Origin of the sequence: Halorussus gelatinilyticus (assembly GCF_023238445.1) — an archaeon.
Lineage (GTDB): Archaea > Halobacteriota > Halobacteria > Halobacteriales > Haladaptataceae > Halorussus > Halorussus gelatinilyticus.
In genome coordinates this window covers 1671902-1687854 of the sequence record NZ_CP096658.1, presented here as the reverse complement: position 1 = coordinate 1687854, position 15953 = coordinate 1671902, and the positions used below count along the sequence as shown (strand labels likewise).

Annotated in this window: 19 protein-coding genes; 10 read left to right on the top strand and 9 right to left on the bottom strand. The window is 67.5% G+C overall.

The genetic code is table 11. From position 1 onward, the window contains the following. Positions 1-72: 72 nt before the first annotated feature. Positions 73-270, bottom strand: coding sequence for a heavy-metal-associated domain-containing protein (locus tag M0R88_RS08745; protein ID WP_248656553.1), 198 nt, complete (start codon positions 268-270; stop codon positions 73-75). Positions 271-454: 184 nt separating this feature from the next. Here M0R88_RS08745 and M0R88_RS08740 point away from each other — a divergent pair, with 184 nt between their 5' ends. After that, positions 455-1132 (top strand): DUF4396 domain-containing protein, encoded by a 678-nt coding sequence (locus tag M0R88_RS08740; protein WP_248656552.1) that lies wholly within the window; start codon positions 455-457, stop codon positions 1130-1132. 105 nt (positions 1133-1237) lie between these two features. Continuing rightward, positions 1238-1585: a four-helix bundle copper-binding protein gene (locus M0R88_RS08735; protein ID WP_248656551.1), complete on the top strand. Its 348-nt coding sequence runs from the start codon at positions 1238-1240 to the stop codon at positions 1583-1585. Here M0R88_RS08735 and M0R88_RS08730 read toward each other — a convergent pair. Further along, positions 1582-1938, bottom strand: coding sequence for a DUF8152 family protein (locus M0R88_RS08730; RefSeq protein ID WP_248656550.1), 357 nt, complete (start codon positions 1936-1938; stop codon positions 1582-1584). The genes M0R88_RS08735 and M0R88_RS08730 overlap by 4 nt on opposite strands. Between M0R88_RS08730 and M0R88_RS08725 the strand changes: the two genes are divergently transcribed. After that, a complete protein-coding gene (locus M0R88_RS08725) occupies positions 1937-2506 on the top strand; it encodes a hypothetical protein (RefSeq protein ID WP_248656549.1) in 570 nt (189 codons plus the stop codon). The genes M0R88_RS08730 and M0R88_RS08725 overlap by 2 nt on opposite strands. Before the next feature lie 32 nt (positions 2507-2538). Here M0R88_RS08725 and thiD read toward each other — a convergent pair whose 3' ends face one another. After that, the gene (gene thiD, locus M0R88_RS08720; RefSeq protein ID WP_248656548.1) at positions 2539-3945 is read right to left on the bottom strand and encodes a bifunctional hydroxymethylpyrimidine kinase/phosphomethylpyrimidine kinase; all 1407 of its coding nucleotides are present in this window, start codon (positions 3943-3945) and stop codon (positions 2539-2541) included. 109 nt (positions 3946-4054) lie between these two features. Between thiD and M0R88_RS08715 the strand changes: the two genes are divergently transcribed. Then, the gene (locus tag M0R88_RS08715) at positions 4055-5020 is read left to right on the top strand and encodes an NOG1 family protein (protein ID WP_248656547.1); all 966 of its coding nucleotides are present in this window, start codon (positions 4055-4057) and stop codon (positions 5018-5020) included. Positions 5021-5048: 28 nt separating this feature from the next. On the opposite strand, the gene M0R88_RS08710 is transcribed toward M0R88_RS08715, so the two are convergent. From M0R88_RS08710 to M0R88_RS08700, 3 genes are all read right to left on the bottom strand, one after another. Beyond that, complete coding sequence (locus M0R88_RS08710; RefSeq protein ID WP_248656546.1) at positions 5049-6392, bottom strand: TIGR00341 family protein; 1344 nt, start codon at positions 6390-6392, stop codon at positions 5049-5051. 115 nt (positions 6393-6507) lie between these two features. Further along, positions 6508-7260, bottom strand: coding sequence for an SIMPL domain-containing protein (locus M0R88_RS08705; RefSeq protein ID WP_248656545.1), 753 nt, complete (start codon positions 7258-7260; stop codon positions 6508-6510). A 61-nt stretch (positions 7261-7321) separates the two neighbouring features. After that, positions 7322-8662: a TIGR00341 family protein gene (locus tag M0R88_RS08700; protein ID WP_248656544.1), complete on the bottom strand. Its 1341-nt coding sequence runs from the start codon at positions 8660-8662 to the stop codon at positions 7322-7324. A 510-nt stretch (positions 8663-9172) separates the two neighbouring features. Between M0R88_RS08700 and engB the strand changes: the two genes are divergently transcribed. Next, entirely contained in the window at positions 9173-9793 is a 621-nt protein-coding gene (engB, locus tag M0R88_RS08695) for a GTP-binding protein EngB (protein ID WP_248656543.1), read from the top strand. A 203-nt stretch (positions 9794-9996) separates the two neighbouring features. Here the strand turns inward: engB and M0R88_RS08690 are convergent, their stop codons facing one another. Together M0R88_RS08690 and M0R88_RS08685 are read right to left on the bottom strand one after the other, a co-directional pair. After that, on the bottom strand, positions 9997-10584 hold the full coding sequence (locus M0R88_RS08690) for a DUF7090 family protein (RefSeq protein ID WP_248656542.1): 588 nt from the start codon (positions 10582-10584) through the stop codon (positions 9997-9999). Positions 10585-10694: 110 nt separating this feature from the next. Further along, positions 10695-11135, bottom strand: coding sequence for a DUF2391 domain-containing protein (locus M0R88_RS08685; RefSeq protein WP_248656541.1), 441 nt, complete (start codon positions 11133-11135; stop codon positions 10695-10697). 183 nt (positions 11136-11318) lie between these two features. On the opposite strand from M0R88_RS08685, the gene M0R88_RS08680 reads away from it, so the two are divergent. After that, complete coding sequence (locus M0R88_RS08680; protein WP_248656540.1) at positions 11319-11999, top strand: class I SAM-dependent methyltransferase; 681 nt, start codon at positions 11319-11321, stop codon at positions 11997-11999. 99 nt (positions 12000-12098) lie between these two features. Next, positions 12099-13181, top strand: coding sequence for a sensor histidine kinase (locus M0R88_RS08675; protein ID WP_248656539.1), 1083 nt, complete (start codon positions 12099-12101; stop codon positions 13179-13181). A 126-nt stretch (positions 13182-13307) separates the two neighbouring features. On the opposite strand, the gene M0R88_RS08670 is transcribed toward M0R88_RS08675, so the two are convergent. After that, entirely contained in the window at positions 13308-13871 is a 564-nt protein-coding gene (locus M0R88_RS08670; protein WP_248656538.1) for a DUF1684 domain-containing protein, read from the bottom strand. A 210-nt stretch (positions 13872-14081) separates the two neighbouring features. On the opposite strand from M0R88_RS08670, the gene M0R88_RS08665 reads away from it, so the two are divergent. The 3 genes from M0R88_RS08665 to M0R88_RS08655 all read left to right on the top strand — a co-directional run bounded on the left by M0R88_RS08665 (position 14082) and on the right by M0R88_RS08655 (position 15945). Next, entirely contained in the window at positions 14082-14504 is a 423-nt protein-coding gene (locus M0R88_RS08665; RefSeq protein WP_248656537.1) for a DUF5807 family protein, read from the top strand. A 123-nt stretch (positions 14505-14627) separates the two neighbouring features. Then, positions 14628-14909, top strand: coding sequence for a hypothetical protein (locus M0R88_RS08660; RefSeq protein WP_248656536.1), 282 nt, complete (start codon positions 14628-14630; stop codon positions 14907-14909). A gap of 58 nt (positions 14910-14967) precedes the next feature. After that, on the top strand, positions 14968-15945 hold the full coding sequence (locus M0R88_RS08655) for a carbohydrate kinase family protein (protein ID WP_248656535.1): 978 nt from the start codon (positions 14968-14970) through the stop codon (positions 15943-15945). Positions 15946-15953 lie beyond the last annotated feature (8 nt).

Genomic DNA, 15953 nt, shown 5'->3' with positions numbered 1-15953 from the left:
CCGAGTCGTCACGGCGGCGATGAAAAACGGGTCGGCGACCGCTCGAAATCGGCCGGCAATCGACGCCGAGTCTCAGACCTTCGCGGTGTAGCCCGCGTCCTCGACGGCCGCCGCGAGGTCCTCGTCCGACGCCTCGCCCTCGACGGTGACGCTGTCGGACTCGTTGTCCGCCTCGGCGTCTTCGACGCCCGGTACGTCGCGGAGCGCGTTCTCGACGGTCTCCTCGCAGCCGCCACAGCTCATGCCTTCGACGGTAATCTGTTTCGCCATGTCTCTAGCTTGGTGCGGAGTCCTTTTCCGACTTTCCCCTTCGAATCCGAGTTCGTTTCGGCGTCGAGTTTCGAAACCAAGGTCGATGACCGCGCGACCGGCGATAACCGGCGGTTCGTCGGCGCGAGACCGGACGAGAATCGTAGCCGCAATCCGGTAAAGTCCGAAGGCCGTACGTTCACCCATGGGAATCCAGCAGGCGTTACAGAACGTGCTGACGAACCCGACGTATCTCACGGCGTGGGGCGTGGTGGTCGCCGTCTCGCTCGGGATTCTCGGCTGGGACCTCCGGCGGAACAACTCGGAACTCAAGAGCCTCATGAAGTTCGTCTGGGGGTTCACCGTGCTGTACTCCGGACCGCTGGGACTCGTGGGCTACTGGTACTCGGGCCGGACCCAGATAGACCACGACTCGTTCTGGCGCAAGGGGTTCCGGTCGGTGAGCCACTGCTACTCCGGGTGCGGGACCGGCGAGGTGCTGGGCGTCTCGATGGCCGTCGGTCTCTTCGCGTTCAAGACCACCGGGACGGTCGTCCTGACGTTCGCGCTGGCGTACTTCTTCGGCTACCTGCTGACGGTCGGACCGCTGATGCAGGAGGGCGTCGGCCTGCGCGAGGCGCTCTGGGACGCCTTCTACTCGGAGACCGCGAGCATCACCGTGATGGAGGTCGTCGCCATCAGCACCGACATCTGGCTGGCGGCCGAGGCCGGACTGGGCGACGTGCTGTTCTGGACCAGCCTCGTCTTCTCGCTGACGATGGGCCTGCTCGCGGCCTACCCCGTCAACCTCCTGCTCATCCGCTTCGGCGTCAAGGAGGGGATGATGAACCCCGCGGAGATGGGGAGCGAGATGGGTGCCTGACGGGCGGCGGACGCGGCGTTTCGGGCCGGCCCGAAACGCCGCATTCCCGCCTCGGATTTTTAGCCACCGAGTCTAAGGCGCTCGCTACCGTGTTGTTTCGATGCGATGGCACTAGCAGAACTCGACCTCAGCGACACCGAGGAGGAGTGCATGGACAACTGCCTCGAAGCGATGCAGGCCTGCGAGTGGTGCGCCGACGAGTGTCTCGACGAGGACATGGACATGGCCAAGTGCATCCGACTCTGCCGGGACGTGGCCGACCTCGCCACCGAACACGCGCGGTTCATGGCGCGCAACTCCAACTACAGCGCCGAACTCGCGGAGGCCTGCGCCGGGGCCTGCGAGGAGTGCGCCGAGGAGTGTCGGCGTCACGACCACGACCACTGTCAGGTCTGCGCCGACGTGCTGGACGACTGCGCCGAGTCCTGCCGCCAGATGATGCAGGCGTCTTAAAATCGCGACTCGATTTCTTCGACCAGTTCGCGGGCCGCAGACACGCGCTCGTCGGCCGCCTCGTTGCCGGTCGAGTCGACGTTCGACAGCAGCATCTGGACCTGTCCGACGCGCTTCTCGACGACCGCTTCGGGGACGTCGGGACCGACCGCGTCCCCGACGACCGCCTCGGCCTCGCCCAGCCACTGGCTCGCCCGCGCCTCGACCGGCAGTTGGGCGGTGGCTTCGAGGCGGGCGTGGAGGTCCGCGACGAGCGACCGGAGGTCCTCGCTCTCGTCGTCCGAGTTGGCCACGCCCCGCGTTCGGGCCGAAGCCGCAAGGATGATGCGGTCGAAGCGAGCGCCTGCACGCATGAGCGACGAGGACGCCGAAGAAGCGAGACGGGACGACCCCGCCGACGGTGCCGGAGGCGACAGCGAGAGCTCCGAGGCCGACAGCGACGCCACCGAGGCCGACAGCGAGAGCTCCGAGACCCCCGAGGACGACCACGGTCACGGCCTCCCGCCCGAGGACCTCCAGTACCCCGAGTTCGTCTTCGAGGAGGGCGAGGTCGGCCCCGACGGGAGCTTCGACCTCGCCGCCGACCTCGACCGCGACAAGCTACGCGAGTGGGTCGAGGACCTCGCCGGCGGCCTCGCAAGCCACGACGTCGCGGTCGAATCCCCGGAGGGGTACGTCACCCTCGGGGTCGCGCCCGAGGGCGTCTCGACGTCGTTCGACCCGGACGAGTCGGGCGTTGGCGCGTTCGAGTTCACCGTCGAGATGCGCGCGAAGGCGATGTTCGTCGCCGACGACCCCGACGGCGAGAAGGTGGGCGCGCGGGGTGGGAAGGGGTTCATCCCGATAGAGATGCTGACCGGCGACGGCGATGCCGAGGAGTTCCGGTGTTACAACTGGATGGACGACTCGTCGGACCCCTAAGCGTCGGTCTGAGCACCGACACGCCTCGGCCGCTACATCGCCGACAGCAACGTCAGCACGCGCTCGGCCAGTTCGTCCGCGTCCGAAGCGACCACCTTCGTCATCGACTCCTTGCCGACCTCGCCGCGGTCCACGACCGCCACAGGCGTTCCCGCGACCGACTCGAACGCCCGCCGCGCACCCCACTGCATCGTGGACCCTTCTTGCGCTTTCACACCCTCCGGCTCTGCTCCCCGGTCGTACTCGGCGACCGACCAGTCCAGCGAGTCGAGCGCGTCCGCCACGTCCGCATCGAACCGGCAGTTCGCGGCGAACCGCAGGTCGGGGTCGAACTCCCGGCAGGAGAGCAGGAAGCGCGCGACGTGGCTCGACGCCCCGAACCGCACGCCGCGGTTGGGTTTCACGCCGGAGAGCGTCCGGGTAATCCGGCCCTCGACGGCCGCGGTATCGCCAGTCTCTTCGGCGTAGGGCGTCGCGCCGACGACGTTCATCCCGACCTCGGGCACGAGGGCGGACGCGTCTCGCTCCACGAACGCCCGGACGACCTCGCGGACGGCCTCGGCGGTCGGTTCCCGTGCCGCGCGGTCCCGAATCCCGACCGCGTGATGGACCGCACCGGGACCCTCGCCCACGTCGAGGTGGTACCTGACCGCTCGCGCGACGAACGCCGCGCCCGTCTCGACCGCCTCGGGTAGCGACTCGCCGCGCGCGAGTCGTGCCGCGACGGCGGCCGAGAGCGTGCATCCCGACCCGTGGGTCGCCGCGGTCTCGACGCGGGGACGCTCGAGGGTCCGGGTCCCGTCGGGCGTCACCAGCACGTCCTCCACCGTCCCCGCCTGACCCTCCGAGCGGTCCGAGAGGTGCCCGCCGGTCACGAGCGCGGCGTCGGCACCCATCGCCAGCAGCGCCTCGCCCGCCGCTATCGCCGACTCCCGCCCCTCGACCGTCACGTCGGTCAGGACCGCGGCCTCGTCGGCGTTGGGCGTCACGAGCGCGGCCTCTGCTATCAGGTCCTCGTAACGCTCCTCGGCCGCGGCGTCGAGCAGTCGGTCGCCAGAGGTGGCGACCATCACGGGGTCCACGACGACCGGGAACTCGGCGTCGGCCGCGCGCCCGGCCACGCGGTCCACGATTTCGGCGGTGGCGAGCATCCCGGTCTTGGCGGCCCGAACGTCGAAGTCGTCGGCCACGGCGTCGATTTGGGCCGCGACCTCCGCGGCGGGCAAGATATGCGTGGACTCGACGCCGCGGGTGTGCTGTGCGGTGACGGCCGTTACCGCGCTCGTTCCGAATACGTCGTGGGCCTCGATGGTCTTCAGGTCGGCCTGCACGCCCGCGCCGCCGCCCGAATCGCTCCCCGCGACGGTGAGCGCGACCGGTTTCTCGACCGGGGCAGGTCGGCGAGTGTCAGTCTGTGAGAGGGCGTCTTCGTGGCTCATTTATCGGGTGGTAAAACCGAGTGGTACTTAGGGGTGGGTGGTCGAGAGCGCGCACGGAACTCCGCCCGTATGGACGGCCTTTTAAGGGCGCGAGACCCTATCTATCTCTATGATTTTCGAGAGCCTACCGACGACACCCACGTCGGAGGAACTCATCGACAAGGCGTTTTCGCGGGCCGCGCGGGCCGGACGGGCCAAGAGCGGCGCGGAGGCCCAGCAGTCGATGCTCCAGACCGCCACAAACATCCTGAGCGACAACCTCCAGAACGTCGCGGCGGAGTGGCCCGACTTCGACGAGGTTCACCCGTTCTACTACGAACTCGCCGACGCCATCGTGGACGTGGACGAGTTGCGCCAGAGCCTGTCGGAGATTCAGTGGGCGAGTCGCAAGACCCACAACCTCGGTCGGGAGTACCAGGGCAAACTCACGGGCGACGCCGACGCCGACCGCAAGATTCGCAAGCAGGGATTCGCCCGACTCGCGGACATCGTAGAAGAGGTCGAAGACGACCTCCTGCGGGTCGGACAGGCCCATCAGGACCTCCGGCGACTCCCCGACATCGACCCCGACGAGCCGACCATCGTCGTCGCGGGCTACCCCAACGTCGGCAAGTCGTCGTTCGTCAACGCGGTCACGAACGCCCGGAACGAAATCGCGGAGTACCCCTTCACGACGAAGGGCGTCCGGGTCGGCCACTTCGAGAAGGACCACATCCGGTACCAAATCGTGGACACGCCGGGCCTTCTCGACCGCCCGGAGGACGAGCGCAACGACATCGAGAATCAGGCTGTCTCGGCGCTGACCCACCTCGCGGACGCCATCGTCTTCGTCGTGGACGCGAGCGGCTACTGCGGCTACCCCCTCGACGCGCAACTCGAACTCCGCGACGCGCTCGCCGACCGCTTCGGCGACGTCGACGTGCTGACGGTCTGCAACAAGTCGGACCTCTCGACGGACGTGGACGCCGACGCGTACATGAGCGTCGAGAGCGGCGAGAACGTGGACGAGGTGTTGGACGCCGCGGTGGACGCGACCGGTTACGAACCGGAACTGCCCTTCGAGGACGGCGAGTAGGAGGCATCGCGTCCTCTCGGTAGACGGTCTAAGCGCCGTTTCTCAGGCCGGTAGCGTCTCCGGAGCGCGGCCCCGAAAGCGACGCCTGCGACGAGTTGGCGACCTCGTAGTCCACGAAGTGGACCCGGATCGAGGGGTTCTGAGTGGTCGCGGCGTCGATGCGCCGCTGAAGCCGGGTCGCCAGTTGCGGGTACTCGCGGTCGGACGTGCGACTGACCGTGACCGTCACGGACTCGGACTCTAACCGCCCGCCGGTGAACGCGTACTCGGTGTTGGTCGAGACGTAGGTGAGGTTGTTGTACGCCGAGTTGTCGAGGACCGAACTCACCTCCTGATTGATGGTCCGCTGGTAGGTAATCTGCTGGTAGGTGCCGTAACTCGCCCCGACGACGACGATGAGAACCGCCAGCACCGAGACCGCGAGAATCGCGGCCTCCCTGCGACTCTCGGCCGCCCAGAGCTTTCGGTCGAAGCCGTTCGGCCGGTAGCCCAGATACCAGAGCGTGGCGAACGCGGCGACGTTGATGCCGACCAGCGAGACGAGCAGCAGGACCAGCGACCCGGCCGCGACGACCGGGAACCCCCAGATGACGGCGACGCCGGTCGTCGCCGCCGCGGGAATCAGCGCCGCGGCTATCATCACGCCGATGAGCGAGGTCGGTCCCTTCGTCGTCACGCCGAACGCCGACGCGCTCCCCGCGGCGAGACCGACCGCGACCGTGAGCAGACTCGGCGCGACGCGCGAACTGATTTGAGCGAGCGCGGTAATCTGCAACTGCGGCACGAACGAGAAGGACTTCAGGAGGTAGCCGAACGCCAGCGAACTGACGGTGGCGACGACCAACCCGAGCGCCTGCATCTTGATGCTGTCCACGAGCATCCGCCGGTCGCCGGTGACCGCTCCGGCGCTCGCGGTCAGGACCGGCCCGACCATCGGCGCGATGACCATCGACCCGACGACGATGGCCGGGGAGTCGAGCAGTAGCCCCGCGGTGGCGATGATGGCGCTCAGGAATATCATCCAGACGAACGAGTTGCGGTCGTGGGCCATGTCCCGCACCTTCGACCGGAGTTCCTTCCGGGTCAGCGGGTCGAAGTCGTCGGCGTATCGGTTCTGCAACCGCTCCATGTTGGGCGTCGAGGCCGTCTCCGCCGTGGCCATGACGGTGTACTCCTCCTCTTCGAGTCCGGCGTCTTCGAGCGCGTCCATCACGTCGCCGACGCCGTCGCTCGGGAGCGGAAACTCGACCATTACCTCCTCGCTCGTCCGTTCGTCGGTTTCGAGGACGGCGTAGTCTATCTCCTTGTCGTCGAGCGCGCCGAGAATCGGACCGCGGCGCTCGGCCGGAATCAGGACGTGGATGAGGCGCACAGGAGAGCCACGGGATTCCAAAAGAAAAGAGTTCAGGCCGCCACGCGCGGCGTACGGCGTGGTGTTGTGCGGTGCGAGCGACTGCGTACCGCAGTCGCTCGCGCGACGCTCTCTCTTATCCGGTCGCGTTGTACGTCACCGAAACCTGCGCGGTGACGGTGACGGGACCCGACTCGATTTGCGTTCCGGCGTCGGACTGTGCGGTCAGTGCCTCGGCCCGGACGGAACTGAATCCCACGTCGCCGGTCGAGACGGTGTGGACGCCCGAGACCGTCAGGTTCGCGCTCTCGGCGATGACGTCGGCGTCGGCGCGAGCGTTGTCCATCGCGTTCCGGAGCGCGTCGGCGCGGACCTCGCGGCGGCGCTCCTCCGAGAGCGTCAACTGGACGCTCTGGACTCGGTCGGCCCCGTTCGAGACCGCCGCGTCGATGACGGGTCCGGCGCGACTCACGTTCGAGAGGGTAATCTCGAAGGCGTGGACGCCTTGGAACCCGTCGGGTCGGCGCTCACCGTTCTCCTCGCGGTACTGCTGGTCGATGCTGTACTGCACCGTTCGAATCTGGTCATCGGCGATACCGGCGTTCCGGAGCGCCTCGCGCATCCGGGTCACGTTCTGGGCCACCTGCTCGCGGACCGCGTTCGCGTCGTCGCCGCTGGCGAGGACCGCGACCTGTAGCACCGCCTGGTCGGGTTCGGCCTCGACCTGTCCGGACGCCGAGACGCTGATGGTCGAGTTTCCGCTCCGGTCGGTCCCGTTCGTTTGGTCGGTCTGTGCGTTCGCGCTCGCCGCCGGATTCAGGCTCCCCGCACACCCGGCCGTCACCAGCAGGAGCGCGACCCCCACCGTCGCTAGTAGCTTTCTGGACATCGCACCGTCGGTACGACGGCGGTCGGCAAAAAGCTCTGTATGAGTGAAACGACGGTTTGACTTATCCCTCGGGCGCTCGTTCCCCAGACCGCGTGTCGGGGTCGTCGTCGTCGTCGTACTCGATGTACCGAACCTGCACGTCGATTTCGTGGCCGGTGTTGCGGTTGATGCGCTCGCTCAACCGCTCCGCGAGGTCGGGGTACTGTTCGCCCGGCGGTTTGCCGACGGTGACGACCACCCGCCGGGACCGGTCGAACGGGAGGGTACTGCCCGCCTTGAACTCCGTGCCGAAGAGTCGGGCGTCCTCGTAGGGCGACCCCGTCTCGCCGATGACGCTCTCTACCTCCGCTTGGGCCTGGTTCTGGAAGGTGGCGTTCTGGATGCTGGTGAAGGTGACGCCGCCGAGGAACAGCGACAGAAGACCGATGAGGACGACGAGGATGCCGATGCGCTTGAACAGCGCCGTCCGGGTCTCGTTCCGAGTGAACCAGTTTTTCGGCCGGTAGCCCAGATACCAGAGGACGACCAGTCCGGAGAGGTTGATGGAGAGGATGTTGACGAGGACGAGGACCAGCGAACTGACCGCCGCGAGCGGCTGTTGCCACGCGATGGCGATGCCGACCGCGGCGGCGGGTGGAACGAGGGCCGCGGCGATCATCACGCCGACGATGGCGACCGAGACGCCGGAGGCGAGGCTCAGGACGCCCGCCGCGCCCGCGCCGATGGCGACCGCGAGCGAGAGGAAGTCGGGCGTGAGTCGCCCGCTTACCTGCGAGATGTCGAGAACGTCGGTCCCCGGCGGAATCAGCAGACCGTAGCGCACGATAACCGCGAAGACGGCCGCGGACCCGATGGCCGCGAAGCCGCCGATGAACTGGTACTTCACGCCGCGCTGGAACAGTTGCCGGTCGCCGAGGACGGTGCCGACGCTCGCGCCCATCGCCGGCCCGATGAGCGGCGCGATGACCATCGACCCGACGACGACCGCCGGGGAGTCCAACAGCATTCCCGCGGTGGCGACGACCGCGCTGATGACCGTCATCGCCACGAACGTCGGGAACTCGGGGGTCATCTCGCGGGCTTCGGTCCGAATCTCCTCGCGGGCGATGGTCGAGGGGTTGTCGTTCTCCTCGGCGAATCGCCGTTCGAGTTCCTGATACTGGCGGGAGGTGTCGGTCTCGGCGTCGATGATGACCGCGTGGGGGTCCTCGCCCAACCCGGCGTCCTGCAACTTATCGAGAATCGGCTGGACCGCGCTGGTCGGCAGCGGGAAGTACGCGATGGCGGTGTACTCCCGACCGCTGGTCTCGTCGGTCAGCATGTAATCGACGCCCTCCTCGTCGAGGACGTCGGCGACCAACTCTCGCTTGCCCGCCGGAATCGAAACCTGCACGAGCCGCATACGTTCTGAGATTGCACGGAAGGGGTAAATAAGCCGCGGCACGCGGACGCCGGCGGTTTTGCGGGTGCCCACGGAGTCCCGGACTCGGGAGACGGCAGGGTTCGGTGCGCGTATCTTCGCCGACCACGGAACAGGGAATCTTCACCGACTACGGAACCGCGTATCTTCACCGACGGCAGGACGCGCCGCGACTGCGCTCGGCCGTGTCCGAGATGCGCCCGCGTCCGAGCGCAGACGCAGGCAGGGAGGTACGGGGCGCAGTTGCGGTGCGGTTGTAGTGCGTACAGTCGCGGTGGGGTCGCCGTGACTCCGATGCTCAAGCATGAAGCTAGCGTCTCTCGTACCCCTTGCTCAATTTAGTGTCCCCTCACCTTCTGCTCGGTTTGGCATCCTCTTCCCTTCTGCTCGATTGTCGAGCAAGATTCGCGTCGTCTGCTCGATAGCGGTAACGTCCGAATCCGAACTCCGCAGAATCACACCCGTTAAACCCCGTCGCTCGAAAGGACACCCATGTTCGAGAGTCGCCCGGACCGAAGCGACGAGGTAATTTTCGTCGGCCGGTCGAACGTCGGCAAGTCCACGCTGATGCGCGAGATCACCGGCCACACCTTCGACACGGGGAGCAAGCCCGGCGTCACGCGTTCGCCGAACCACTACGACTGGGCCAGCGACGACTTCGTGCTGAGCGACCTGCCGGGCTTCGGCTTCATGTCGGGCGTCCCCGAAGAGCAACGCGAGCAGATAAAGACCGACATCGTCCGGTACATCGAGGACAACGCCGACGACATCCTCGTGGGCGTCCTCGTGGTAGACGGCAAGAGCGCGGTGGACATCATCGACCGTCACTCGGGCGAGGACGAGATTCCCTACGACGTGGAGATGTTCTACTTCCTCCGGGACGTGGGGATTCCGGTCGTCGTCGCGGTCAACAAGATGGACAAGGTGGACGACGAGGACGAGCGACTGGACGAGCTGTGCGACCGCCTCGGTCTGCACCCGCCGTGGAAGCAGTGGCAGGACACGATTGCGCCCATCAGCGCCAAGCGCGGGAACATCGACGCGCTGAACGAGGCGGTGAAAGAGCATCTGCACGAGGCTAAGCGGGACGACCTGCTGAAGTTCTTTTCGTAGCGTTTCCGGTCGAGCGGTAGTTTTGCTCGTTTTTCGGTCGATTCGGGGTAGTTGGTTCGTCGGAGTCGGCTATCGCCGACGAAAAGGAGTCTACCGCACCGCGACCGCACGGTACCGCGTCGGAGGGAGAATCGAGCGAAATCGGGGACAGAAGCGACTCCTCTATCGCAGTCCGTCTTCGGAGAAACCCGCCCGCAGAGACCTCAGACGCTCTCGAAGTCGCTGTTCACGTCGCCGTCGCGGTCGAGGTCGATGATGGCGTCGAACAGACCCATGAACTTCTCGACGTGTTCCTCGTCGTGGACGCCCTTCGAGAGGTGGAAGAGGCCGACCGCGTCGTGTTCGCGCAGGAGACCCAAGATTTGGCGAATCACGTCGCGTACCTGCGACTCGTCGGCGTAGTAGGCCATCTCGGTGATGGAGTCGAGGCTGATGCGGCGCTTGCCGTCGGTCGATTCGAGGAACTCGCGGGTGATGTCGAGGACGCCCTCCAAGTCGTCGGGCGAGGAGACGTAGTGGACGTTCTCGGTGCTTCGGCGCGAATAGCCGCGTTCGATGCTCAGCGTGTCGAGAATCTCGGCCTTGCTCTCGTCTACGTCGTAGTGGTCGAGTTTCTGCTTGACCTCGCGGGCGGTGGTTCGCGTCGAGATGACGAGGAAGTGGTCGGTGTCGGTCTTCAGGAAGTCCGTGTCGATGCGGTCCGTTTCGCCAGTACTCGGATGCAGGAGGAGGACGCCAGTGCCACCGGGTATCGTCTCGGGCGTGTTTTCGATGGCGAGTTGATAATCCATATCCACGGATAATACGTGCAGGCGACTTAAGAATGCGGGTCCACCGTCGGCGAGGATTCCGCTCGGCGAAGCAATCGGGGAGCGGGAGTCGGGTCGTCGGAAGCACTCCGTCAGAACACGCTGTCCGCCGTGGCCGCGCCGACGACGCTGAAGATGGCTCCGACCGAGATGGCCTTCAGCGTGACCGTGACGCGATTCATCGAGACCTCCCCGGCCGGCCAGAGGCCGCCCAGAAACGTCTCGGGGGCCGCGAAGACGAACGCGAGGATGGCGACCGACCCGAACGAGACGACCATCAGCGAGACGAACCGCGTCGGAACGCCCGCGACCTCGGACTCGCGGTCGGGGTCCCGGTCGTCGTCGGCCTTGTAGAGCGCGCCGTACCCGATGAGGAAGACGATGACGACCGCGAGCGCGCCTTGGACGTTCGACATGTTCGCGGCGAGTTCCCACACCTCCGCGGTGACGACGAACGGTCCCGCCAGCAGGAACCCGCCGACGATCTGCTGGGCGGAGTCGGCCAGCGCGTACCGCTTCTTTCGTCCGACCATACGCGACGTGACACACCGCGAGGGTAAAAGCCCCGTGCCCTCCTCGCGGTCCTCGTGCCCGTCTCGCGCCCCCGATAGTTCCGGCGTCGGGGCCGCGGCGGGCGGTCGCCGCGACCGCGACCGCTCGGCCCGCCGCGGTCCCGTTCCGAATCCGTTTTGTCGGTCAACTCCCTCCACACGTCCATGAGCGTCCGCGAGGAGTTCGACGACTGGGCGGCCGACGGCCGCGACAAGGGGATGGAGGACCGCCACTGGAACACCGCGAAGAACGTGCTGGCCCGGATGCCCGTGGAGGAGGGCGACACCGTGCTGGACTTGGGCACCGGGAGCGGGTACGCCGTCCGCGCGCTCCGGGACACCAAGGGCGCGGGCCGGGCCTACGGACTCGACGGCTCGCCGGAGATGGCGCGCAACGCGACCGGGTACACCGACGACCCGCGGGTCGGCTTCCTCGTCGGCGACTTCGACCACCTGCCGTTCGCCGACGACAGCGTGGACCACGTCTTCACGATGGAGGCGTTCTACTACGCGAGCGACCCCCGCGAGGCCCTTCGGGAGGTCGCGCGGGTCCTCCGGCCCGGCGGCACCTTCTTCTGTGCGGTGAACTACTACGAGGAGAACGTCCACTCCCACGCGTGGCAGGACAACATCGACGTGGAGATGACTCGCTGGTCGGCGAGCGAGTACCGCGAGGCGTTCCGCGACGCGGGCCTCCATGTCGCCGAGCAGGACAACGTGCCCGACCGTGAGACCGAGATTCCCGACGCGGACGAGTTCCCGACCGAGAACTGGGCGTCGCGAGAGGACATGGTGGAACGCTACCGGGAGTTCGGGACGCTGTTGACCGTCGGCGTCGCGCCGTAGCCGACCGGGACGAGTCCTCGGAGTTCGGCGGCGGTGCCGCGACTGTCAACTGTCGAGCAGACGAAATGCCTATCTTCCCATATCGACAGACGGTCGGTAATGGGGTACTGGTCGCGGTTCGTCTCTACGGTGGGCGGTGAACGCATCGTCGCCGGTTTGGGTGGACTGTACGTCGCGGTCGCCGTCGCTCGCGCGGGGTTCGTCGTCGCTACAGGTAGACCGATTCTCGCCGCCGTCATCGACTTCGTTCTCGTCGGCGGTCCCGGAGCAGTGCTGTTGTACGGCGGGGTTCGACTCCCCCGAATCGACCTCGACTCGGACACGTATCCGCGCGTCGTGACGTGGTGTCTCGCCGGATTCGTCGTCACGCTCGGGGTCATCGAACTCCTCAACCTCGAACCCGGCGTCACCATCGCCTACCCGCGCTGGTCGTTCACGCTCGGGGCGGCCATCGGGACCGCCGCCGGTTTCGGCATCGGCGTGAACGACGCCCGCGCCGTGACGCAGCGGCGGGAAGCCGAGCGACACAACCGGCAACTCCAGCGCCGGAACGGCCAGTTGGAGAACTTCGCCCGAATGGTCGCCCACGAACTCAAGAACCCGCTGACCATCGCGAAGATTTACCTCGGACCGGCCACGGACGGCGACCCGAAGGCGGTCGAGGAGGTCGAAACCGCGCTCGACCGCATCGAGGAGATGATAGAGGTCGTTCTGGTCACCGCACGCGGAGAGGACGCGACCATCCACGCCGAACCCGTCTCGCTCTCCGACGTCGCCGCGGAGACGTGGGATAGTCTCGACCCCCAACACGCGGAACTCGCCGTCGAAACCGACCGGACGGTGCTGGCGGACCCGATTCACCTCCGCCACCTGCTCGAAAACCTGTTCGAGAACGCCGTCGAACACACCGAGTCGGCGGTGGAGATAACCGTCGGCCCGCTCCCGGACGGCTTCTACGTCGCGGACGACGGAGTGGGCATCCCGGAACACGAGCGCGACGCGGTGTTCGAGGCGGGACACACCACGGACGCCGACGGCATCGGTCTCGGGTTGACGTTCATCTCGCAATTGGCCGAGACGTACGGCTGGGACTGCACCCTCACCGAGAGCGAGGCGGGCGGCGCGCGCTTCGAGTTCACGAACGTCGATTTCGTCACGACCGAGGAGCGAACCGTCCACTGACTCGGTTCGACCCTCGCCGAACCCCCGTAGAATCTGCCTCCCTCTCGGACGGTCGCCGTGCTCTCGCCCGTCCGTCGCGCTCCGTTTCGTTCTCGGGTCGTCTCCGCGCCGCCCGTCGGGCTGTCGCTACGCCTTCTCGCCGGCGCGAATCTCCGCGTCGAGCCAGTTCTCCTCGGGCGGGAGGGGGCAGGCGAACGTCTCGCTGTACGCGCAGAACGGCGAGTACGCGAGGTTGAAGTCCAGCACCATCTCGCTCCCGTCCGCCAACTCCTCGGTCTCGAACTCCATGTACCGGCCGTCTCGGTAGGTCTGCTGGCCGGTCGTCTTGTCGCGGAACGGGACGAACAGGCCGTCGTCGTCCGCCTGCTGGCGGTAGCCCGCGAGTTCCAGTTCGTCGGCGCCCAACTCGAAGCGGAGCGTGGCGACTCGGAGATAGCGCTGTGGCGGCCCGGCGCTGACCTCCATCTCCACGGGGTCGGGTCGCTCGTGGACTTCGACCGTGGCGGTGACGCGATACTTCGGGTCCGGGTCGAAGTAGTCGAGGCTCTCGAAGTCGTCGCGCTCCTCGGGCGGGATGGGCGACTGCGGGTGGTCGGCGAAGAAGTCGTCCTTCTCCGTGCGGTGGGACTGGAGTCGCTCGCGCCACTCCTCGGCGTCGAAGTCGTCGTCTGCGGGCGTCTCCTCGGTCATGAGTCGTCGTAGTCGTTCGCGCCGGGTAACGTTTCTCATCGTGGCTGGTCGGGGGTCGGAGTCGAGAGCGAGTTGTTCGGAGAGACGGCGAAACCGACTGTTGAGGAGTCGTTACGACGACCGAGCGGACCGACCCGACGGAACGCGCTCCCCCGACTCGCCGCCCGTCGAGAACGCGGACCTTTTCCCCTCGCTCTCCCTACCGGCGGTATGAGCAAACGCGAGCAGTTCCTCAGCGGCGAGCGCCCCGAGGACGTGGCGCTGTTCCTCTCCGACTCGTTCGTGGAGGGCGACGGCGACGGACTGGCGAAGCACGGCGAATCGGTCGAGAACGGCGTCGTCCTCGTCGTCGAGGGCGACCAGGGCCGGAGCGTCTTCAAGACCGCGACGGGCATGGACGCGATGGGCTTCGCGAAGCAGGCGATGGGCACCGAGGGCGCCATCGCGCGGGACCTCTCGGGCGGCGACTGCCCCGAGTGCGACGGCGACGCGGAGTTCGTCTTCGCCTTCGCCGAGGAACAGAACGAGGAGGTCGGCGACCTCTACGCCGAGGGCGACGTGATTCACGCCTACTCGTACTGCGACTGCGGGACCGCGTACTCGGACAAGTGGGTCGCCGGCGAGGCCGAGTAGACCCAGACTGCTCTTCTGGCCGGCGTTCGATTCCGGCCGACGTTCGGTTTCGAGGACGAGAGACATCTATCGAGAGTCTTCGCCGGCCCAAGCCGTTTTGCCGCTCAGTATCGCAGGCCCGCCATGGACGACTACGAGCGCGTCCCCGTCGGGGACTGGTCCGACGTCACCGAACACCTCCGCGAACTCGCGGAGGACGGCGAGGTGTCCGAGAGCGACGAGGGCATCGAAATCACGGTGGGGAACGCGACCTTCCTCGTCACGAGGGACGGTCGCGTCTCGGCGGAGATGCCGCTCCACGACTTCGAGGACGGCGAGGTCGAGGTGCTCTACTTCGACCACGACCGCGGGGCCGTGCGCGTCGAGAACGGCGACCGTTCCTACGAGTTCCGAGCGCCGTCGTAACAGGGCCGCGGGACCCGCGTCGCAAGCGGTTTCATCCCGCGGCGTCTCGATAGCGTCGATGAGTGACTTCGACGCCCGGGCGGACTCGGCGCGCCTCGACGCGGTGGCGGTCGGGAGCGCGGTCGAAGACCGCATCTACGGCCTGACCAACCTGCCGGAACCCGACGGCGGTGCGTTCGTCCGCGACGAGGCGACCGCGACCGGCGGCGTCGCCGCGAACGTCGCGGCGGGACTCGCTAGACTGGGGCGCGAGACTGGCGTCGTCTCCCGACTCGGTGACGACGAGGCCGCCGACCGGATTCTGGCCGACCTCCGCGAGCGCGCCGTGGACGCCCGCCGGGTCCGCCGGGGCGACCCCGACGAGCGCACCACCTACTCGATGATTCTGCGCGACCCCGAGGGCGAGCGCATGATAGTCAACGGCGGCGAGGCCGTGCCGAACCTCCGACTGAGCGACGCGGACCGCGAGTACGTCCGGCGCGCCGACCTCGCGTTCACCAGCGCGTACGCGCCCGACCCGGTGGTCTCCGCGCTGGTCGAGGACGCCGAGCGCGACGACGGCGACGGTTTCCCGCCGCTGGTCTTCGACCTCGCGGGGCCCCTCTCGGAACTGGAGGACCGGGCCACCCGCCCAGAGACGCTCGACGCGCTCCTACCGGTCTGCGACTGCTTCGTCGCCAACGCGGTCTCCGCGCGGTCGTACCTCGGCGAAGGCCCCCGCGGCGCAATCGAGACGCTCCGCGAGCGAGGCGTCCGCCGGGCCGCGGTCACCCGCGGGACCGACGGCGCCCTCCTGCTGACCGACGACGGGACCGTCCTCGACGTTCCCGCCTTCGCGGTCGAGACCGCCGACACGACCGGCGCGGGCGACGCCTTCACCGCGGGCCTGCTCCACGCGTGGTTCCTCGGCGACCGCGGTCCCCGCGAGGCCGGGCGATTCGCCGCGGCGACGGCGGCGCTCAACTGCACCGCCGAGACCGCGAGAGGCGGTCTGCCGACCGAGGACGACGTGTTCGACTTCCTCGATTCGCGGTGACGAATCGA